We start from the raw sequence: 19,420 nt of genomic DNA, 5'->3' as shown, positions 1-19,420 counted from the left end.
AGCTCCAGCACCGCCTTCCGGAGAGCGCTTGGAGCCGCTGGCAGGCGAACCCGGCATCCCGGACGTCGCTTCGGCCACGCGCCGCCGCTTGCCGAAGAAGGGCATCGTCGCCGTCCTGCTGGCGATCGGGATGCTGAGCGCCATCGCTGGCGTGGCCGTACAGCACTGGCTTGGCGATGGCACCGACGCCGACGATGCGCATCAACTGCTCGCGCAGAAACCGGCCGCTGCCGGCAGCGCACGCAAGCCGCTCGAAATGCCCGCTGCGCCTTCGGCCTCATCGTCGGCGGCAGCGCCGTCACCACGCATCCCCGCCATCGACCCGTCCGCGGAGGTGGCAGAGCCGATCGGCGTTCGCCGCACCGGTAGCGCCTCGCGCGGCCGGGGCGAGAAGGCTGTCGCCCCCGAGGACGCGCCGGTCATGGTCGTCACCAGCAGGCCATCCAGTCGCCAGGCGACTGCAGACGCGCCTGCCGACGCCGGGCCGCAAGACTCCGGGTCGAACCTGCGCCGCAACCTGGAGGGCTACCAGCAGCACCTGCGTGGTGTCGTCGATGCGCTGGGGCGCAGCGCAGGAGCCGCAGGCATCCCTGCCCCGACCACCGATGCGGCGACCTCGCTTACCGCACCCGCCCAGGCCGCCGGCCTCTTTGGCGGGCAGTTGCAGGGCTCGGCGACGCCACCAGTGGCCGCCGGTCGCATCGCGGACCGAAGCCTCACGCTGCCCAAAGGCACGTCGTTCACCTGCGCGCTGAAGACCCGCGTCGTGAGTGCCGCTTCGGGCCTGGTCGGCTGCATGGTTCAGCGCAACGTCTATGGCGACAACGGCCGCGTGCTGCTGATCGAGCGTGGCTCGCATCTGGACGGCGAGTACCGGATCGCGTCGGTGCGTCCGGGCACCGTGCGCATCCCGGTGCTCTGGACCCGGGTGCGCACGCCGGAGGGCGTCACCGTCGACCTGGCCTCGCCCGGCACTGGGCCGCTCGGTGAAGCCGGCATTCCCGGCCACGTGGACAACCGCTGGGGCGAGCGCATCGGCGCGGCGATGCTGCTGTCGCTCATCGACGACTCGGTCAACCTCGTCGTGCAGAACCAGACCGAACGCTCCGGCGACACGATCGTGCTGCCGTCGACGACTGACAACACGTCCAAGCTCGCCGAGAAGGTGCTGGACAGCACGATCAACATCCCCCCGCTGATCTACCAGAACCAGGGCGGCATCGTCGGTGTCGTCGTCGCCCGCGACCTCGACTTCTCATCGGTCTACGAGCTGAAGGCGGTGTCGCGATGAACGCCGACCTCTTCCCCAGCGAAGCGCTGGCGACCGAAGCCGAATGGCGAGGCGATGCGACCTCGGTGATCGAGTTCATGCGGCCGCTGCGCGAGGCGTTGGACGCGCCGGGTGTCATGGACGTCTGTGTCAACCGGCCCGGCGAACTCTTCGTCGAGACGCCGGCCGGCTGGCAGCGCCACGACGCACCGACGCTGACGCTGGAGCGCTGCCTGGCACTGGCCTTCGCGGTGGCGACCTACTCCGACCAGGCGGTGAGCGAGGAGCGCCCGCTGCTCGCTGCGACGCTTCCTTCGGGCGAGCGGCTGCAGATCGTCATCGCGCCGGCGGTGCCTCGCGGCACGGTGTCGATCACGCTGAGGAAGCCCTCGCAGTTCGTGATGCGCCTGGACGACTTCGAGCGCGGCGGCATCTTCGCGCGCACCAGCTCGACGGCCGGCGGCGAGCGCGCGGCGCTGCAGCCCCACGAGCGCGACCTGCTGGCGCTGCACCAAGCGGGCCGCTACACGGACTTCCTGCGGCTGGCGGTGCGCTCGCACCAGACCATCGTCGTCAGCGGCCGCACGGGTTCGGGCAAGACGACCCTCATGAAGGCACTGGTCGAGGAGGTGCTGCGCCAGGAGCGGCTGATAACGATCGAAGACACCGCCGAGCTCATGCTGCCGAACCACCCGAACGTCGTGCATCTGTACTACAGCAAGGACGCCCAGGGCACGGCGCGCGTGACGGCCAAGGCACTGCTCGAAGCCTGCCTCCGGATGAGGCCCGACCGCATCTTCCTGGCCGAGGTCCGCGGCGACGAGTGTTTCCACTTCGTGCGCCTGGCGGCATCGGGCCACCCGGGCAGCATCACGAGCTGCCACGCCGGCAGCTGCGCGCTCGCCTTCGAACAGATGGCGCTGATGATCCGGGAGAGCGCCGGAGGCTCCGGGCTCACGCTGGCCGAGATCCGGCGCCTGCTGCGCACCGTTGTCGACGTCGCCATTCAGTTCGACCGCGACGAGGGCGGGCGCTTCATCCCCGAGATCCTCTACGAGCCGCGCGGCCTGCGGCTCGAGCGCGATGGCGCAGGGGTGGAGCGGTGAGCGCGCTCAGTGCAGCACCCTGGTCCCGGCCACGGAAGGCGGTGGCCTGGACGTCCGCGCTCGTGGCGATGGTCTTGCTGGCCATCGCTGCCACCTACGCGTCCGGTGTGCTGTTCCTGCTGATCAACCGCGCCCCGCCGGGACAGGCCGGCGTGGCCAGCATCGTCGACTACTGGCAGCTGTACGCGGCCGACACGAGGCTGCGCCCGAAGCTCATCGGCTCGATCGCGACCGCCTTTGTCGGGCTGCTCGTCGTGCTGCCCGGCGGTCTCTGGCTCGCCTCGCGGCCGCAGCGGCCCCTGCACGGCGCCGCGCGCTTTGCCAACCGGGCCGAGATTGCCAGCGCCGGACTGCTGGGCGGCAGCAAGTGCCCGGCGATCCTCGTCGGACGGATGGGTTCGCAGTTCCTGTCGCTGCCGGGTCAGCTGTCGGTGATGCTGTCGGCGCCCACGCGCAGCGGCAAGGGCGTCGGCGTTGTGATCCCGAACCTGCTGAACTGGCCCGACTCGGTCGTCGTGCTCGACATCAAGGGCGAGAACTTCGAGGCCACCGCCGGATTCCGGGCCGCACACGGCCAGGTCGTCTACGCCTTCTCGCCCTTCGACGACGAGGCGCGCAGCCACCGCTGGAACCCGCTGTCGAGCGTGCGCACGAGCCGGCTGCACCGCGTCGGCGACCTTCTCGAGATCGGCCAGGTCTTCTTCCCGACCGATGGTGGGCATACCTCGTCGGAAGCCTTCTTCAACGATCAGGCGCGCAACCTGTTCCTGGGCCTGGGCCTGCTGCTGCTGGAGACGCCCGAGCTGCCACGCACGATCGGCGAGATGCTGCGCCAGTCCTCGGGCCAGGGCCGCGGCCTGCGCGAGCATCTGCGCTCGACGATCGACGCCCGGCGCGACGCCGGGAACTCGCTGTCGGATGAATGCACCGACGCGCTGCAGCGCCTGCTCGGCAACTCCGAGAACACGATGTCGAGCATCGTCGCGACCTTCAATGCGCCGCTGACGATCTTCGCCGACGCCGTCGTCGACGCGGCAACCAGCGCCGACGACTTCGACCTCCACGCCCTGCGCCGCGAGCGGATGTCGATCTACGTGCGCGTGCCGCCGCACCGGCTCGGCAGCGCCAAGCCGTTGCTGGCGCTCTTCTTCTCGCAGCTGGTGAGCCTGAACGCCCGGACCCGGCCGGAAGAAGACCCCTCGCTGCGCTACCAATGCCTGCTGGTGAACGACGAGTTCACCGCGATGGGCCGCGTCGGCGTGCTGACCAGCGCGGCGGCCTTCCTCGCCGGCTACAACATCCGGCTGCTGACCGTCGTGCAGGCGATGTCGCAACTCGACGCCGTCTACGGCGACAAGGACGCGCGGACCTTCGCGACGAATCACGGTCTGCAGATCCTGTATGCGCCGCGCGAGCAGCGCGACGCCGACGAATACAGCGCGATGCTGGGCACGTTCACCGCGCGCGCGACCTCACGCAGCCGCAGCCGCTCGTTGGGGCACCACGGCCACTCGAGCACCAGCCGCAACGAGAGTGACCAGCGTCGCGCGTTGCTGATGCCGCAGGAGTTCAAGGAACTCGGCAGCGAGCGCCTGGTGCTGATCGTCGAGAACTGCAAGCCGGTGCTGGCGACCAAGATCCGCTACCACCGCGAGCAGGTCTTCAAGACCCGGCTGCTGCCGGCGCCGGAGGTGCCTCCGATGAACATCGAGCTGCACTTCGCGCGTGTGCAGCGCCGCATCTGCGAGGCCCCTGAGGAACTGGAGCCCGGCGAGACGCTGGTCGTCGAGCAACTGGCACTGGACCTGTCCGGCATGCCGAAGGTCGGCCCGAACTCCAGCCCGGCGGAACTGCGCGCCGCGGCCGACGCGTTCTTCGAGCTGACGAAGGTGCCCGAGCCCGTAGCCAACACCGTCGAGCCGGTGCTGACCGAGTGATGCGAAGGAGTACCCGATGCGCCCTGCCCCGTTCTTCGTGATCTTCGCTGTCGCTTTGATGGCAGTCGGCTGCGGTTCGCCGCCGCCCAAGCCGCCCGAGACCGACGAGTCCAACCGCCGTCCGGCCAACACCGCAGCCGCTGTCGAGCTGCAGGTCTGCCAGGGCAACCTGCAGAACACCCGCATCGTCGCCAGCGAGGCCCGGCGCGAGGCGCAGGCCGTGCGGGCGTACGCCGCGCTCGCGGCTGCCCAATCGGCAGCACAGGCGACCACGTCTGGCGTCGCTGCGCCATCGGCTCACGAGCCCAACGCGGTCCACGTGCTGCTGTTCGGCTACGGCAGCAGTCGCCTGGACCTGCCGGCCGACGCGCAGCGCATCACCGAGGCCGCACGTGCAGCGCCGCTGGTGGTGCTGCGCGGCCGGACCGACGGGGCGAAGGACGCGGTGGCTGAAGGGCGCGTCGCCCGCGAGCGCACCGCCGCGGTCCAGGCTTGGCTCGTGCGCGCGGGTGTCGACCCTTCCCGCATTCGCGCGACCTGGCAGCCGGTGGGCGACTTCGCCGCCGACAACACTGTCGAGGCCGGCCGCGCGCTCAACCGCCGCGTCGAGATCGAGATCTACCGGAACGCGCCGCGTTTCATCGCCGCCGGCTCGCCGGCCTCCCCGTGACCTTCTCTCCCAGCAGCGAGGTGCACCATGGAATCCGATCCCGCATCCGGCCGCGAACCTGGCGGTACCGTCGAGCCGGCCGACCGCGCCGCGATCACGAAGGCGCGGGCGCAGACGCCGTCTCATCCCGGCGAGCGCTACGAGCTGCACGACCCATTCACCGAGACGACCTACCGGGCGTCGACGATGAAGGAGATCGTCGACCACGCCGACCGGCTGCAGGCGTCGCGCATCATGGCGGTTGCTGAAGACGGCACCCGAACGCCGATCCACAAGATCTTCGGCAAGTGGGAACGGCTGGGCAGGCTGCCACCCCGGCCGGCGCCGCCCGAGCAGGCCGTCAGCGACGAGCCGGTCGGCAAAGCGGGCGCGGCGCGATCTGAGCCACAGGAGGCGCCCACGCGGACATCGCCCGACAGCGCCGCCGCGAAGCCTCGCGACGAACTCGAAGCCGTGCGCGCCACACGCGCCGCCGAGATCGAGGCCGCGCTGCGCGAGCGCTATATGGTCAAAAGCTCGAAGGTGATCGTTAACAACGTGCCGATGGGCAGGACCGAGTACCGCTACCGCGGCGACACGAAACGCGTGGCTTTCACCGAGACCGCGTTCAAGCTCGCGACCGACAACGACAACCCGTCGGTCGCGCGCTCGATGGTCGACGTCGCCGAGGCCCGGAACTGGAGGGTGCTGCGTGTGAACGGCAGCGAGGCCTTCAAGCGCCAGGTCTGGCTCGAGGCCACGGCACGCGGCGTTCGCGCGGTAGGCTATGAGCCCGATCCCGCGGACCTGCAGCTCGTCGAGCGCGAACGCGCCGAGCGCCAGCGCAACCGGATCGAGCCGGTGCTCGATGCGGCCGGGGCGCCGCGCACCGACAACAGCACACCGGTATCAGCCAAGGGAACCTCAGGAAGAGGCGGTGGCGGCCGCAAGACGGTGTTGGCAGCCCTCGAGGCGGTACTCATCGACCGCAAGGTGCCGGACAAGCAGCGCGCCGCGGTGATGGCCGCGGCCGAGCAGAACCTCGCGCAGCGGCTGCGCAACGGCGAGACCCACCGCGTGAAGGTCTACGACAGCCAGGCACCAGCGCGCAACCGCGAGCCGACGCGCGAGGTGTCGCGGGCGCCGACGGTCGAACGCACGGTCCCGCAACCGGCAAGGTGACGCCGTGGACCACCTGCGCCAACAAGCAAAGCAGCGTGCCGCGGTTTACGCCGGCCTCGACGACGCCTTCGCCGGCGCGCCAGGCGAAGTCACTCGTCCGCTGTGCTTGTGCGTTCCGGGCGGCGTTCCGATGTACGTGGCCCGGCATGGCGACGGCCGGCTGGTCAAGCGCATGCCGCTGTCGGGATACCGGCATGCGCCCGGGTGTCCGCACTTCGGTCGCGCCGCAGGAGCAGCGCCGAACGGCCAGGGCACCCGCATCCCGGTCCCGCGCCTGGAAGGCGACACGGGTCGATTCGTCGAGACAGCCACCATCGGCGAACCGGTGGCGATGCCTGAGCCCCCTCGGCCCTCGTTGCTCGGAGTGCTTTACGAGCTGTGGATCCGCGCCGAACTGACCATGTGGCACCCCGGCTTCGCAGGCAAGCGCCACTGGGGGGTCGTGCGCCGACACCTGTTGCAGGCGGCCAAGCAGATCCGCACACCCACCGGTGCGCTGACCAAGCGGCTCTACGTGCCCGAGGTCTTCAGTGTCGAGAGAGCCGAGGCGATCCGCGCGCGACGCGAGGCCCGCTGGAACTGGATCCTGCGCGAGGACGGCGAGGCTCAACCCTCGATGGTGGTCGTCGGCGAGCTGAAGACCCTGCGCCGAGGGCAGCGCGTGGCGCGGGCGTGGGTGAAGCACCTGCCGGACCTGCCGCTTGCGCTGCGCGAAGGCGCGCTGCGGACCATCGAGCAGCGCTTCGCCGGGCAGCTGGCGATGCGCGGCACGCACGACGACCTGCACATGGTCTGCATCGCGACGGTGGTGCTGGACCAGACCGGCGCGGCGACCGTCGTCGAACTGGAACTGATGGTCTGCTGCGCCGAGTGGATTCCGCTGGCCGACGAGGATGAGCGCGTGCTCGTCGCCAAGCTCATCGGCGAGCGCCGGAGGTTCTTCAAGCACCTGACCGATGACGCGGCCCCATCAGAGGTCGTGCGGGTTGCCGTCCTGCACGAACCGCCAGCGCCGACAGAATTGCTCATCGATCGGCGCGCAGCCGCCCAGACCGGACTCAGCTCTGCCGCCACGGACTGGCCTGCGACCTGGTCCTGGCGCCCGGCTGCCGGGCCGCCGCCTGCGTTGCCCTGCACGCGGGTGTGGTCAGCATTCGCACCGAGCGCCGCGCGAACTGCGCTGCCAGCCGCGTTCCATCCGGTTGCGGAGCCCTCGGATTGAAGGGCCGCGACGGCCCCCCGGCTTCGCCCGTGGTCAGCGCTTGCGCCACACACTCGCCAGCCAGGGCTGTTGCTGCCTCGGTAGCCCCGGCGGGCGGTAGAAGTGTTCCAACTCGTCGAAACCGGCAGCCATGACCAGGGTACGCCAGGTGGGCCAGTCGTGGAATGCGCCGTAGCGGTCACCGTTCCAGCCCTCCTGGCCATCGCCGCGCGGGTTGGAACTGAACAGCACGCCGCCCGGACGCAGGCAGGCCTGCAGTTGTCGCAACACCTGCGGCAGCACTTGGCCGGGCACATGGAACAGCACCGCATTGGCAAACACACCGTCGAAGTGTCCGGCCGGCAGGTCGAGTTCCAGGAAACTCTGCTCCAGCACCACACAGCCGCTGTGCACACGCGCCAGCGCGGCGGCGTTGGCCGCGCCCTCGAGGCCGACGGCGTGGTGACCCAGCGCCTTGAACGCGGCCAGATCGCGCCCGGGCCCGCAGCCGAAGTCCAGTAGGTCAAAAGGCGGTGGCCCGGGGATGTGCTTCAGCAGCGCCGCGATGTTCTGGCTGACGTCATGGTCGCGCGTGCCCTCCCAGTAGCTCTGGGCGTGCTGCTCGTAGTGCGCCAGGGTGCGCGCGACAACGTTCTGCAGGTCGTCGGGACTCAGCGGCATGCCGCATCATTTCATGCGGCGCCGTCCAGCGCCGACACGCTACTGCCAAGTCGACTTCTCCCCTGCTAGCTCGGCATCCCGCCGACGGCCTCGTTGGTGCGCCAGGCTGACCCACTCACCTCGATGCCGGGCCATGCCGCCCTTGCGGCGGTAGGGCGCCGGGGCGCTTCGCCGGCACGGCCTCGGCTCAGCAAACGACTGCTGTTTCGGGTGCCGAACTCACGCTGGCGACCCAATGCTGAAGTTCAGGTGCTTGAAAAGCTGTCGTCCACTGAAGATGCCGACCTCTGCCCGGCGGGCCTTGAGGAGTATTGGCGCGAGACCAGAGCCGGGGTCCAGCTTCGGTACTGCTTATGTCAACCAAAGGGCAAGCACGCCCGAGCGGTTGCGCCTATCGGAGCAAGGTGCCAGGTGTGTTTGATCGAGTGGCATCAGGTGGGGGCCCGAGGCGTTGAGTGCCCGCGGACAACCAGCTCAGAAACGTGCTCCTCAAGGCCTTGCAGTCTCGTCCAAGCTTGGGCAAAAAGCAGAGTGCATTCGCGTCGATCGACCAAACACTTGTGACGCCTCGGGGCACGGTTTTGTTGTTGAGACGCATACGAACTACCCCGCCATGACCAGCCGCTGCATCCAGTCGAGCAACGCGGTCGGCAGCATCGAAGGCTTCGCCAACAAGGCGTACTGGTTGGCCCCGAAGACGCCTGGCAAGTACCCTGCGGCGTACCGGTCAACGGTCAGGCAGAAGGGTGCGATGCCCTGGAGCTTTGCCTCGATGACGGCCCGTCGCATGTCTTCGACGCCGTAGCGGCCCTCGTAGACATCGACATCGTTGGGCTTGCCGTCGGACAACAGGAGCAGCAAACGCTGCGACGCGGGCTCGCGCATTAGCGTTGCGCTGCCATGGCGGATCGCGGCGCCTGCGCGGGTGTATTCGTCGGGTTCGAGCGCCGCGATGCGCGTGGCGACCTGGTTGCCGTAGGGCTCATCAAAGCGTTTCAGGGTGCGCACCGACACCGCCCGCGGACCATGCCCGGAGAACGCCTGCACGGCGTACGGTTCGCCCATCGCACCCAGGGCGATGCAGACCAGCAGCAGCGCCTCGCGTTCGACATCGATGACGCGCCTACCGCTGGACACCCACCCGTCGGTCGAACCGCTGACGTCGATCAGCAGCAGGATAGCCATGTCGCGTTTGGTTCGCTTCTGCGATCGGTACAGCGCCTGCGCCATCGGATGCCCGGCGCGCAAGTCGGCGCGCGCGTCGATGCAAGCTTCCAGATCGAGATCGTCCCCATCCAGTTGTCTGCGCAGCGGCGTGCGCTGCCCGCGCAGCATCTCGAAACGCCGTCGTATCGCGTCCAGCATCGAACGGTGCTCGGTTAATGTTTTGTCCACCCACTGCTGTGGGCCTTCAGCAGCCGACAGCAGGCGGACGATGGCGCCAGCTTCGTTGTAGGCCTGGTTTCGGTGGTCCCATTCGGGATAGCGGATGTATTCCGAGTCGTCGGCGCTCACGCGGCCGCCATCTCTCGCCCGCGCATCGGGTGGGTCGTCCGACAACAACACCTCCTTTGGTCGACCGGGTGTCGACACGAGTCGCGCCTGTTCGAGTTCGGCGAGTGACTCGGCAAATTCTTCGGCCGCCGTTTGTGTATCTCGGTCGGTGGGACGCTGCAGTCCGAAGGGGTCTTCAGCGACTTCATGCGGCGCCGAGGCCTGGATCATCCAGGCACCCTGGCGGATGTCGTCTTCCTCGTCCGGGGCCTCGCGCACCTTCGGTTGGCGCGCCAAGCGAGCGCTGCGGACGGGGTCCGCAGATGGGGCGGATGCGCTGTCGCTGTCCTTGTCACTGTCGGCCGCCAGTCCCAACCCAGCGGCGGGCACTAGGAGTTCGCCTGTCCACCAGTCTTTGAACAAGGGCTGGGTGCAGGGCCGGCCGGGTTCCGATGCGTCCCCCTGGAGCTCGCACGCGATGTCTTGCGCCAGTCGCCGGGATCGCGCCGGCGACGGGCTGTACAGGGCATCTGTTCCCCGGAACGGCACGAGGCCGTTCATCAGCCGACGCGTCCAGGCTTCGAGCGGCTGGCGCCAGGCGGGGAAATGCGACAAGGCGGGGCGCGCGCTCAGCGCGGCCGCCCGCAGGGCCTGCAACGGTGCTCGCATACCGGGCAGCAGTTCCGCCAAGTCCGCGTCGGCGGCATGCGCCTCGATCAGCAGGTAGAGATCACGCACCAACGGCGTGGCCTCGCTGCCGATGCCGAACGCGCTGCCCCGAACCACGCGCATCGCCTGATGCAGCGCCGCGGTGCGAAACCGCTCCAACGCAAGCGCCGCATCGGTCAGACCGGTCTCGGCAGGCAACCAGATCTGCGCGCCGTCAGTGGCCGGGATCGCGCCTTGCACATCGGGGCGGTTCTGCCGCTGAAAGGTTCTCGCGAGCAGGGTCGCGCGGGCCGGCACCTGCGCCACACGCAGAGGACAGGCGCGACCGAACACGGCCACGACCAACAGGTCGAGGCGTTGTACGACGTCTGACAGCGTCAGATTGGGAATAGCGGGTTTGTGGGCCCGGTGCCGGCGCCACACGCCCTGCACGAACTTCGTGGCATGCAGTGCCGCATCGGTGATGACGTCTTCTGCCTCTGCCACGTCAGCCCTTCCGAACGTTGGCGGCTCTCAGACGAAGGTGGCGTCGACCAGGTCGCGCATCGCGCCGACCAGCGATACGTCGTCGGACAGGGGCGAGACGATGGCGCTGTAGCAAGCCTGACGCGGACTGATGCCACTGGCCACCAGGCCCGCAGCAGCGATCAGCAGCCGCGTGCTCGGCACCTCCGCCAGCCCCCTGTCGCGCAAACCGCGCAGCCGGCGACCCAAGGTGACAAGAGCCACCGCCGTGGCATGGTCGGCGGCCGCTTCGGCTTCGAGGATCGCTGCTTCCTGCGGTGCCGGTGGGAAATCGAAATCCAGCGCCACGAAGCGCTGCCGCGTGCTGGGCTTCAGATCCTTCAGCATGCGCTGGTAGCCCGGGTTGTACGACACGATGAGCTGGAAGCCCGGTGCAGCGGTGATCGTCTCGCCAGTCTTGTCTATGGGCAGGAAGCGCCGGTGGTCGGTCAGCGAGTGCAGCACGACCATCGTGTCCTGGCGCGCCTCGACCACCTCGTCCAGATAGCACAACGCGCCTTCGCGCACGGCGCGTGTGAGCGGCCCGTCCTGCCAGGCCGTGCCGTCGTGCCGGATGAGAAAGCGCCCGATCAGGTCGCTGGCCGTCAGGTCGTCATGGCAGGAGATCGTCACCAGCGGGCGCTTCAGCCGCCAGGCCATGTGTTCGACGAAGCGTGTCTTGCCGCATCCGGTGGGGCCCTTCAACATCACCGACAGGCCGCGGCTGTGGCATTGCTGAAAGATCGAGATTTCGTCGCCGGCCGGCAGGTAGTACGGCTCTTTGTCCGGTGCAACCCAGTCGGTCACGCGGACACTGATCTCACGCCAGGCGCCAATCCGGGACGCAGGGCCGACTTCGAGTCGTCCTCGACCTCGAAACGTGGCGCGTAGCGGAAGAAGTCGTAGATGAACAGGCCCACGCCGATGGCGAAGATCGAGCCGGTGACAACCAGCATCACGAAATGCACCTGGATCTTCAGCTGCGCATCAAGGTAGCCCATGCCGAGGATGCGCTCCAAATACACCTGCCCGATGCCGGCGGTGGCGAAGGACAAGGTCATGCCGAACATGCCACCGATCTGCAGCCAGAACGACCAGTAGCCGATGCTGCTGCCCTGCTCGGACCGCCCGGGCGTCATCGACGGCAAAGCAAAGCTGATCATCGCCAGCGTGATCATCGCGTACGCACCGTAGAACGCAGCGTGGCCGTGCATCGCGGTGATCAACGTGCCGTGGGTCCACTTGTTGACGTCGGGGAAGGTGTGGGCCAGCCCCAGCAACCCGGCGCCGAACAGCGTGAACACGGCGCTTCCCAGCGTCCAGTGCAGCGCGAGGGTGTTCGGGTGCGACATGCCGGATCGGCGCATGGCCGAATACGCGTAGATCGCCATTCCCACCAGCGCAGCCGGCTCCAGCGCACTGAAGATGCCGCCGATGGGCAGCCAGTACGAAGGCACGCCGACCCAATAGTAGTGGTGCGCCGTACCCAGGATGCCGGCGATGAAGACCAGGCCGACGATGACGTACAGCCATTTCTCCATCACCTCCCGGTCCGCGCCTGACAGGCGGATCAGCAGGTAGGCCAGGAAGCCGCCCTGGATCATTTCCCAGACGCCCTCGACCCACAGGTGGATGGTCCACCAGCGGTAGAAGATGGCCACGGTGTAGTTCTCGTATTCCAGCAGTGCCGGCAGGTACAAGACCGCCGCCAAGCCCAGGCCGAGGATCAGCACGCCTTCGGTGGTGGTAAAGCGTTTGGACTTCCAGATCGTCATGCCGATGTTGTAGAGAAAGATCAGCATGCAGATCACGATGACGATCTTGTGCGGCAAGGGCTGTTCAAGCAGCTTGTTGCCGGTGCCGTAGCGGAACAGGTAACCCACCACCGCGGTGACGCCCATCAGCGTCCACAGCACCAACTGCAGGTAGGCCAGCTTGGTGCTGTACAGCTCGGTGCGCGATTCGTCGGGCACCATCCAGTAGGTGGCGCCCATGAAGCCGGTCAATACCCAGACGATCAGCAGGTTGGTGTGGATGACCTTCGTGACATCGAAGGGCAGGATGTAGAGCAGCGGGTCCGGACCCAAGTACTTGGCGGCCGACAACAGGCCGAACACCAGCTGCAGGCCGAACAGCACCATCGCGACGGCGAAGTACCAGTAAGCAACCGATTGAGACCTGTAGCGCATGGCGGGTTCCTTGAGGCGTGCGCCGGACTACTTGAACGTCGCCAGGTAGGCGACCAGCTGATCGATCTGCTCGGGCGTCAGGTCCTTGCCATAGGTGGCGGGCATGAACGACACCCCGCTGGCCGAGTACATGGCACCGGCGACCGTGTGTGCACTGGGCTGCACGATGGATTCGTGCAGGTAGGTCGTCGCGTCTTTCGCCTGGCCCTTGTAGTCGGCCGATCCGATGGTCTGCTGTGCGCGTGTAGCCACGCCCGCCAGCGACGGCCCTGCCATCTGGGCGCCGGGCACCAGTGAGTGGCAGGCAGCGCAGGCCGGCGTCGATGTCTTGAACACGATCTCGCCCAGCGCGATCGGGCTCTTGTCGCCAGCTGGTGTTGCGGCGCCTGGCAGCGGCGCAGAACCCGCTGTCCCCTCGATGGGCCGAGGCGCGCCCATCGGCCCGATGCCCGAGCCCGTGACCAGGATCGGCCTCGGTGGCCAGCCCTGGTTGTCCACCTTGCTCACCCAGTCGAGGAACGACACCAGGTCGGCGATCTCGACGTCGGTCATGTCCTGCTTGGGCATGAGCCGGCGGTGGCGCTGTTCGTCGTAGAACTTTGACGGGTCCTTCAGGTAGGCCTGCAGGTAAGCCGCGCCACGGTGCTGCGCAATCTTGGTCAGGTCGGGCGCGTAGTAGGCCCCCTCGCCGAACAAGGTGTGGCAGTTGATGCAGTTGTTCTTGTGCCAGACATCCTTACCGTGCGTGACGGCCGGCGTGATGTTCTGAGCGTTGGTCAGTTTGGGGAACTGCCGGTGGCTGTCGATGGTCAGCCCCAGGAAGGCAAGGGAAGCCACGACAGTCGAGCCGATTGCGAAGAGTCTGGCCTGTCGCTTGTTCATCGATAGGCCCGCAGCGTCAGACGCTGATGCCGGTCCAGTAGGTAACGGCGATGTAGGCCGCGTACACGATACCCCCCAACATCAAGCCGAGCACGACATGGCTGAATATCCGGAAGCCCTGGTACGCACTCATGGGTGCGATATCACCGGATGCGACGGTGGACATGGCGGCGGAGGGATGGAACGCTCATCTGTCGATGATGACCAACAACGCGTCCGCCGTCCGTGCGGCACCGTACGTTGCGCATGTTGCGAGATGCGGATCCGAGCGAAGGAGATCAGACAGTGCGTCGCACCATCATTTCCTTGATTTTTCCGATAGCCAGCGCCGGATTCAGCCCCTTGGGGCAAACGTCTGTGCAGTTCAGGATCGTTCGGCATCGGAAAAGACGGTAGGGATCCTGAAGATCGTCCAGCCGCTGGCCGCTGGCCTGGTCGCGGCTGTCCACCAGGAAGCGATAGGCCTGCAGCAGCCCCGCAGGCCCGACGTACTTGTCGGGGTTCCACCAGTAACTCGGGCAAGCGCTGGAGCAGCAGGCGCACAGGATGCATTCGTACAGGCCGTTGAGTTCATCGCGGGCCTCGGGCGACTGCAGTCTCTCGCGCTCGGGCGGCGGGTTGTCGTTGACCAGCCAGGGCTTGATAGAGTGGTACTGCTTGAAGAATCCAGTCATGTCGACGAACAGGTCGCGGATCACAGGCAGGCCGGGCAGTGGCTTCAGCACCACGGTACTCGGCAGCGACCGCATGTTGGTCACACAGGCTAGGCCGTTCTTGCCGTTGATGTTCATGGCGTCCGAGCCGCAGATTCCTTCGCGGCAAGAGCGGCGGAAGCTCAAGGTCGGATCGATCGCCTTCAGGCGCGTCAGCACGTCCAGCAACATGCGGTCAGCGCTGCCCACCTCCAACTCAATCACCTGCATTCGCGGCTTCTCGTCGGCGTCTGGGTCGTAGCGATAGATGTGGAATCTGTGCATGGTGGCAATGGGGGCGACTACGGGCGGCGGTAGCGGTTGGCCCGGTCGACCAAGCTCAGCATCTCGTCGGCCGCTCGCAGCGTGATCGGGTGAGGGGTGAAGCCGGCTCGCGGTGAAATGCAGGTCGCCATGCCTCGTGCGAGAGTTACTTGTCGATCCGGCGCGTCGGCCAGCAGCGCGATGACCAGGTTCTCCAAGGCGATCACGCGGATACGCAACTGCACCAGTTCCGCGTTCGTCAGTGGTGAGTCCTCAGGTGGCTGCTCGTCCTGCCTGGGGGCGGGAACTGAGGCCCCGACAGCATCGATCTTTGGCGTGGGCACTGGGATGGTCATCCTGAACGTCAATGGCGCAGATGCGCCCCACAGGCGAGCCTGCGCTCAGTCCGCCTTCTGCATCTGTGCGGGAGCGCACTCATGGCGTGCCAAAGAGCAACTCGTTTTTGTGAGGCACGGATAGATGATCACCCCGACATTCAACCTGCCTGTTCGCATCCTCGAACGCAGCACGCCTGCTGAGGCGGGCAAAGGGCGCGGCCTCTGACAAGTCGGAGCGGTCTAACGCGGGACGAAGAAGGTCGACTTCTCGAGCTCGATCGCTGATCTGTCCACGCCGTCCGCGTCACGGGGTTGCACACCCGTGACTTCAAACACCACGGGCACTGATCTGCCCGCAAGCCCTTGCGCCACGGCGGAAGGCAGGCGCAGGCTGACCGACATCGACGCTACAGCGGCCGGGCCAGCACTTGTGGGCACGGCCAAGACCTCCAACCCCTCAATCCCGGAAGCGGCCACCCGGTAGGTCTGCCTGCCTTCGGTGCGGTTCATGATCTGGATGCGATAGACGTTCTCGACCGCGCCCTCCTCCACCACACGCGCCAATGCACCGCGGTCCTTCACCACATCGAACTTGAACGGGCTGCGCATCGCCACGCTGGTCGCAAAGGCGATGCTCGCCGCGGAGAGCACCGCCCCGTAAATCAGCACACGCGGCCGCAAGGTACGCTTGAACATCTGTAGCCGCGTCCAGCCGTTCACGACACCGTTTTCGGTGGAGTAGCGGATCAGCCCCTTGGCGTAGCCCATCTTGTCCATCACGTCGTCGCAGACGTCGATGCAGGCCGCGCAGCCGATGCACTCGTTCTGCAGCCCGTTGCGGATGTCGATGCCGGTGGGGCACACTTGCACGCACAAGGTGCAGTCGATGCAGTCGCCCAGTCCCTGCGCGGCGGCGTTCGTCTTCTTCGAGCGTGAGCCGCGCGGATCGCCGCGACCGGCGTCGTAGGCGATGACCAGGGAGTCCTTGTCAATCAGGGCGCTCTGGAAGCGTGCGTAGGGGCACATGTACTTGCACATCTGCTCTCGCAGGAAGCCCGCATTGCCGTAGGTGGCGGCGCCATAGAACAGCACCCAGAAGGCGTTCCACGCCGACATGTCCAGGGCCACGGCGGCGGCGGCCAGTTCCCGGATCGGCGTGAAGTAGCCGACGAAGCTGAAGCCAGTGATCAGCGCGATGGCCAGCCACACCCCCTGCTTGGCGCCCTTGCGCAAGATCTTGTTCGCGCCCCAGGGCGCCTGGTCCAGCCGCATGCGCGCGATGCGGTCGCCTTCGATCCTGCGCTCGGCCCACATGAAGATCTCCGTGTAGACCGTCTGCGGGCAGGTGTAGCCGCACCACAGCCGGCCGGCCACGGCGGTGAAGAAGAACAAGGCCAGCGCAGACAGCACCAGCAGCGCCGCCAGAAAGATCAGGTCCTGTGGATAGAGCAGCAGGCCGAAGATGTAGAAGCGTTGCGCCTCCAGATCGAACAGCACGGCCTGGCGTCCGCCCCATTGCAACCAGGGGACACCGTAGAACAGCAACTGCGTGAGCCAGACGAAGACCCATCGCCAAGTGGCGAACCAACCCTTCACTGCACGCGGGTAGATCGTCGCCTGCTTCTGGTACATCGAGACGAACTGCTCGCCGTCGTCGCTCGAGCCCGCTGCCGGTGCGATGGGGATGACCTTCCTGGAACTTGCCATTCTCAGGGCGTGCCGGCCAACGAGCAGTCACATCGCATCAGGGCTTTCATCGCTTCAGCTCGCCCAGCTTGTGTTCGATCTTGCTCCAGGCTTCGGCATCCGGCAGCGCGAGCTTGGTTTTCGTGATGGGTTTCCATTCGCGCGACAGCTCGGCGTTCAGCGGCGTGAAGTGCTGCTGGCCGGTGGGTACGTCTTCTTCGGCATAGATGGCATTCACCGGGCACTCGGGAACGCAGACCGCGCAGTCGATGCACTCGTCCGGGTCGATGACCAGGAAGTTCGGTCCTTCGCGAAATGCGTCGACCGGACACACGTCCACGCAATCGGTGTACTTGCACCGGATGCAGGCTTCGGTGACGACGAAGGTCATCGCTGCGCGTGCGAGATGTCAACCGCAACAGGCGCCGCCCGAGCAGCAGGAATCGCCCTTGGCGGCCGCCGACGGCGCGACGGCGTCAGCGATGCGGCTGATCTGGATGCGCCAGACCGACGGGCCGGCTTCCAGCGTGGCCCATTCGAACTGCCCCAAAGCGCGGTCTTCGAACTGATAGCGCAGCGGTTGCGGGTTGTGGTCGTTCACGAGTTGCAGTGTCTGGCCGGTGGCCAGGGCGTCGAAGCGACCGAAGATCAGCGGGTGGCGCTCACGCGGCGCAATGGTGCGCAGGTCCAACTCAAAGGTGGGTTGAATCAGGTTTGCAGTCATGGGAACCTTTCAGGAGTGAAGTGCGCACCTGCCCGCGCGACATGCGCGGTGGAAGTGCGATGAGGGAAAGGGAACGTTCAGCCGTCCTTGCCGTCGAGACGACTGCTCAGCAGCCAAGGCGTGAAAACCCAGAGGTAGAGCGCGAAAGCCACGGCCCAGGCGGCTGCAGCCACCACGAGCCAGTCGGCCGTGTGGGCCGGCGCCACCAAGGGGAGCAGCACCCGAGCGACGGCAGCACCCGCCACCAGCAGGTAGGCGCCCACCTCCAGACTCGACACCTTGAGCGGGCGCCCCGTGTGGCCTCGCGCCGTGCGGGTGACCATGCCGACGATGAGCCCGGCCGTGGCACCCACCGCCAGAGCGTGAATACCGGCAGAAGCGGCCACGCCACCCACCTGCGCCCAGGCCAGCAGCAAGAAGCCTACGGGCAACCAGGCGTACGCCGCGTGCAGTACCCACAGGATGGGGCGCGCACGGGTGCGCAAGGGCTGCCAGTGCCACAACCTAGCGGCATGCAACAGCGCCGCCAGGGCGAACCCAGCCGCCGTGATCCGGTTGGCCGGCAGCAGCACCCAGGCCGCCAGCGACAGCGCCGTCGCCGCCAGCGTGCTGCGCTCCAGCCAGGCCGGCACCTTCAGCTGTCGGCCTGGCAGCGCCGACATCGTGAAGGCCGGAATCACCCGCCCCGCGATCACGCATTCGATCATCACGACCAGGGCCAACCCAGCATGCAGCGCCCGCAGCGGATCGATGTCCAGCCAGCCCAGCACCGCAGCGTGAAAGGTGAGATTGGCTGTCGCCAGCAGCAGCAGGATCGCGCCCAGTGGCAGGTTGCGGCGGTTGCCGGCTTTCAGCAGCACCCTGATCAGCACGAAGGCCACCCAAGGCAGCAGCACCACGTCCAGAACGGCGTAGACCGCGTACGGCGCCCCCACGGCGGACAGCCGCGCTGCCAGCCACAGCCCCGCCATCACCGCCAGCGTGGCACCGCGCGGCGTGGCCAGGCCCGTCCAGGCCTTGCCGGCCGTCAGCAGGAAGCCGACGATCACCGCCACGGCAAAGCCGTAGAGCATCTCGTGGGCGTGCCACAGCAGCGGCGGCATCGTCGAAGGCAGCGCCATCAAGCCCAGGAGGCCCGCGATCCAGTACGGGACCGCGAACAGGGCGAATGCGGCCGCACCCAGGTAGAACGGCCGGAATCCGAGGCGAAACAGCGGCCAGCCAGGCGACGGGAACTGTACGTTCGAAGCGGTCGCCGCGACGCTCTGGGGGGCGCCCGTGGCGACCAGGGGGATGTGTTCCTTCATGGCCGTGAACGCCATCCCTGGAGCCTGCAAACTGGGCTGTCGGTCAAAAGATGCAGCATGCGTACATGTTAATAACTTGCCGCCCTTAAAGCAATACACTGTGTGCATCTTTAAGGATTGCCATGCGCCTGTCCGAATACACCGACTACACGCTGCGGGTGCTGATGTACTGTGCGGCGCACCGAGACCGCCTGGTGACGATCGGCGAACTGGCCGAGCACCACGGGCTGTCGAAGAACCACCTGATGAAGGTCGTCAACGACCTGGCGCGGCAAGGGCTGCTCGAAACCACCCGGGGCCGCGGCGGTGGCCTGCGGCTGCTGGCCGAGCCCGAGACCATACGCATCGGCGATGTGGTGCGCGCCACCGAGACCGACTTCAGGCTGGTGGAGTGTTTCGACGCCACCACCAACGCCTGCACGCTGACGCCGAGCTGCCGGCTGAAGCACCTCTTCGACGACGCGCTGGCGGGTTATTTCAAGGCGCTGGACGGCGCCACGCTGGCGCACATGACACACGGCCAGTCAGCGACCAAAGGCAAGTCGCCCCTATCGCAGACGGGCCGCAAGCTGCCTGCGGTGGTGGCCGCACCGATCCCGCGGCGCGCCGCGCGCCCGGGCAGCAGCGCCTGAAGGCCCACAGGAT

19 protein-coding genes are annotated in these 19,420 nt (G+C 67.3%); 7 read left to right on the top strand and 12 right to left on the bottom strand.

Features of this window, described 5'->3' with window-relative positions; genetic code table 11:
- The first annotated feature begins 28 nt into the window (after positions 1–28).
- Genes virB10 through CKO43_RS02080 form a run of 6 tightly spaced genes read left to right on the top strand, consistent with a single transcriptional unit; the run spans position 29 to position 7,366 of the window.
- Positions 29–1,291 (top strand): type IV secretion system protein VirB10, encoded by a 1,263-nt coding sequence (gene virB10 / locus CKO43_RS02105; RefSeq protein WP_242477740.1) that lies wholly within the window; start codon positions 29–31, stop codon positions 1,289–1,291.
- The gene (virB11, locus tag CKO43_RS02100; RefSeq protein WP_200225319.1) at positions 1,288–2,376 is read left to right on the top strand and encodes a P-type DNA transfer ATPase VirB11; all 1,089 of its coding nucleotides are present in this window, start codon (positions 1,288–1,290) and stop codon (positions 2,374–2,376) included. Before virB10 ends, virB11 begins: the two co-directional genes overlap by 4 nt.
- Positions 2,377–2,417: 41 nt before the next feature.
- Complete coding sequence (locus CKO43_RS02095) at positions 2,418–4,313, top strand: type IV secretory system conjugative DNA transfer family protein (RefSeq protein WP_346728194.1); 1,896 nt, start codon at positions 2,418–2,420, stop codon at positions 4,311–4,313.
- A gap of 16 nt (positions 4,314–4,329) precedes the next feature.
- A complete protein-coding gene (locus CKO43_RS02090) occupies positions 4,330–4,983 on the top strand; it encodes an OmpA family protein (protein ID WP_200377695.1) in 654 nt (217 codons plus the stop codon).
- A gap of 27 nt (positions 4,984–5,010) precedes the next feature.
- Positions 5,011–6,144 (top strand): LPD7 domain-containing protein, encoded by a 1,134-nt coding sequence (locus tag CKO43_RS02085; RefSeq protein WP_200225317.1) that lies wholly within the window; start codon positions 5,011–5,013, stop codon positions 6,142–6,144.
- A gap of 4 nt (positions 6,145–6,148) precedes the next feature.
- On the top strand, positions 6,149–7,366 hold the full coding sequence (locus CKO43_RS02080) for a DUF1173 family protein (protein WP_200225316.1): 1,218 nt from the start codon (positions 6,149–6,151) through the stop codon (positions 7,364–7,366).
- Between the two features lie 33 nt (positions 7,367–7,399).
- On the opposite strand, the gene CKO43_RS02075 is transcribed toward CKO43_RS02080, so the two are convergent.
- The 12 genes from CKO43_RS02075 to CKO43_RS02020 all read right to left on the bottom strand — a co-directional run bounded on the left by CKO43_RS02075 (position 7,400) and on the right by CKO43_RS02020 (position 18,790).
- Complete coding sequence (locus CKO43_RS02075) at positions 7,400–8,026, bottom strand: class I SAM-dependent methyltransferase (protein WP_200225314.1); 627 nt, start codon at positions 8,024–8,026, stop codon at positions 7,400–7,402.
- Positions 8,027–8,629: 603 nt separating this feature from the next.
- Entirely contained in the window at positions 8,630–10,675 is a 2,046-nt protein-coding gene (locus tag CKO43_RS02070) for a hypothetical protein (RefSeq protein WP_200225313.1), read from the bottom strand.
- A 27-nt stretch (positions 10,676–10,702) separates the two neighbouring features.
- Complete coding sequence (locus CKO43_RS02065) at positions 10,703–11,500, bottom strand: CbbQ/NirQ/NorQ/GpvN family protein (protein WP_346014367.1); 798 nt, start codon at positions 11,498–11,500, stop codon at positions 10,703–10,705.
- Complete coding sequence (locus CKO43_RS02060) at positions 11,497–12,882, bottom strand: cbb3-type cytochrome c oxidase subunit I (protein WP_200225312.1); 1,386 nt, start codon at positions 12,880–12,882, stop codon at positions 11,497–11,499. Before CKO43_RS02060 ends, CKO43_RS02065 begins: the two co-directional genes overlap by 4 nt.
- Positions 12,883–12,909: 27 nt before the next feature.
- Positions 12,910–13,764 (bottom strand): c-type cytochrome, encoded by an 855-nt coding sequence (locus CKO43_RS02055; RefSeq protein ID WP_200225311.1) that lies wholly within the window; start codon positions 13,762–13,764, stop codon positions 12,910–12,912.
- Positions 13,765–13,780: 16 nt separating this feature from the next.
- Entirely contained in the window at positions 13,781–13,930 is a 150-nt protein-coding gene (locus CKO43_RS02050) for a hypothetical protein (protein ID WP_200225310.1), read from the bottom strand.
- A gap of 112 nt (positions 13,931–14,042) precedes the next feature.
- Positions 14,043–14,741 carry a succinate dehydrogenase iron-sulfur subunit gene (locus tag CKO43_RS02045; RefSeq protein WP_200225308.1) on the bottom strand — a complete coding sequence of 233 codons (699 nt, stop codon included), beginning with the start codon at positions 14,739–14,741 and terminating at the stop codon, positions 14,043–14,045.
- 17 nt (positions 14,742–14,758) lie between these two features.
- Positions 14,759–14,965: a hypothetical protein gene (locus CKO43_RS02040; RefSeq protein WP_200225307.1), complete on the bottom strand. Its 207-nt coding sequence runs from the start codon at positions 14,963–14,965 to the stop codon at positions 14,759–14,761.
- Positions 14,966–15,298: 333 nt separating this feature from the next.
- The gene (gene ccoG / locus CKO43_RS02035; protein WP_200225306.1) at positions 15,299–16,765 is read right to left on the bottom strand and encodes a cytochrome c oxidase accessory protein CcoG; all 1,467 of its coding nucleotides are present in this window, start codon (positions 16,763–16,765) and stop codon (positions 15,299–15,301) included.
- A gap of 46 nt (positions 16,766–16,811) precedes the next feature.
- Positions 16,812–17,135, bottom strand: coding sequence for a ferredoxin FdxA (gene fdxA, locus CKO43_RS02030; protein ID WP_054139971.1), 324 nt, complete (start codon positions 17,133–17,135; stop codon positions 16,812–16,814).
- A gap of 18 nt (positions 17,136–17,153) precedes the next feature.
- Positions 17,154–17,468, bottom strand: coding sequence for a DUF2249 domain-containing protein (locus tag CKO43_RS02025; RefSeq protein ID WP_200225305.1), 315 nt, complete (start codon positions 17,466–17,468; stop codon positions 17,154–17,156).
- A 77-nt stretch (positions 17,469–17,545) separates the two neighbouring features.
- A complete protein-coding gene (locus tag CKO43_RS02020) occupies positions 17,546–18,790 on the bottom strand; it encodes an NnrS family protein (RefSeq protein WP_242481028.1) in 1,245 nt (414 codons plus the stop codon).
- Positions 18,791–18,897: 107 nt separating this feature from the next.
- On the opposite strand from CKO43_RS02020, the gene CKO43_RS02015 reads away from it, so the two are divergent.
- Positions 18,898–19,407, top strand: coding sequence for an RrF2 family transcriptional regulator (locus tag CKO43_RS02015; protein ID WP_200225302.1), 510 nt, complete (start codon positions 18,898–18,900; stop codon positions 19,405–19,407).
- Positions 19,408–19,420 lie beyond the last annotated feature (13 nt).

Source organism: Rubrivivax gelatinosus, assembly GCF_016583785.1.
Lineage (GTDB): Bacteria > Pseudomonadota > Gammaproteobacteria > Burkholderiales > Burkholderiaceae_C > Rubrivivax > Rubrivivax gelatinosus_B.
The sequence above is the reverse complement of the archived record's forward strand: the minus strand, read 5'-3'. Positions and strand labels throughout refer to the sequence as shown.

Coding starts and splice junctions, on each gene's coding strand:
- CKO43_RS02025 (WP_200225305.1), bottom strand. CDS start 17,468: ATGACTGCAAACCTGATTCAACCCACCTTTGAGTTGGACCTGCGCACC.
- virB11 (WP_200225319.1), top strand. CDS start 1,288: ATGAACGCCGACCTCTTCCCCAGCGAAGCGCTGGCGACCGAAGCCGAA.
- CKO43_RS02045 (WP_200225308.1), bottom strand. CDS start 14,741: ATGCACAGATTCCACATCTATCGCTACGACCCAGACGCCGACGAGAAG.
- CKO43_RS02050 (WP_200225310.1), bottom strand. CDS start 13,930: ATGTCCACCGTCGCATCCGGTGATATCGCACCCATGAGTGCGTACCAG.
- CKO43_RS02020 (WP_242481028.1), bottom strand. CDS start 18,790: ATGGCGTTCACGGCCATGAAGGAACACATCCCCCTGGTCGCCACGGGC.
- CKO43_RS02085 (WP_200225317.1), top strand. CDS start 5,011: ATGGAATCCGATCCCGCATCCGGCCGCGAACCTGGCGGTACCGTCGAG.
- CKO43_RS02075 (WP_200225314.1), bottom strand. CDS start 8,026: ATGCCGCTGAGTCCCGACGACCTGCAGAACGTTGTCGCGCGCACCCTG.
- CKO43_RS02015 (WP_200225302.1), top strand. CDS start 18,898: ATGCGCCTGTCCGAATACACCGACTACACGCTGCGGGTGCTGATGTAC.
- fdxA (WP_054139971.1), bottom strand. CDS start 17,135: ATGACCTTCGTCGTCACCGAAGCCTGCATCCGGTGCAAGTACACCGAT.
- CKO43_RS02055 (WP_200225311.1), bottom strand. CDS start 13,764: ATGAACAAGCGACAGGCCAGACTCTTCGCAATCGGCTCGACTGTCGTG.
- CKO43_RS02090 (WP_200377695.1), top strand. CDS start 4,330: ATGCGCCCTGCCCCGTTCTTCGTGATCTTCGCTGTCGCTTTGATGGCA.
- ccoG (WP_200225306.1), bottom strand. CDS start 16,765: ATGGCAAGTTCCAGGAAGGTCATCCCCATCGCACCGGCAGCGGGCTCG.
- CKO43_RS02060 (WP_200225312.1), bottom strand. CDS start 12,882: ATGCGCTACAGGTCTCAATCGGTTGCTTACTGGTACTTCGCCGTCGCG.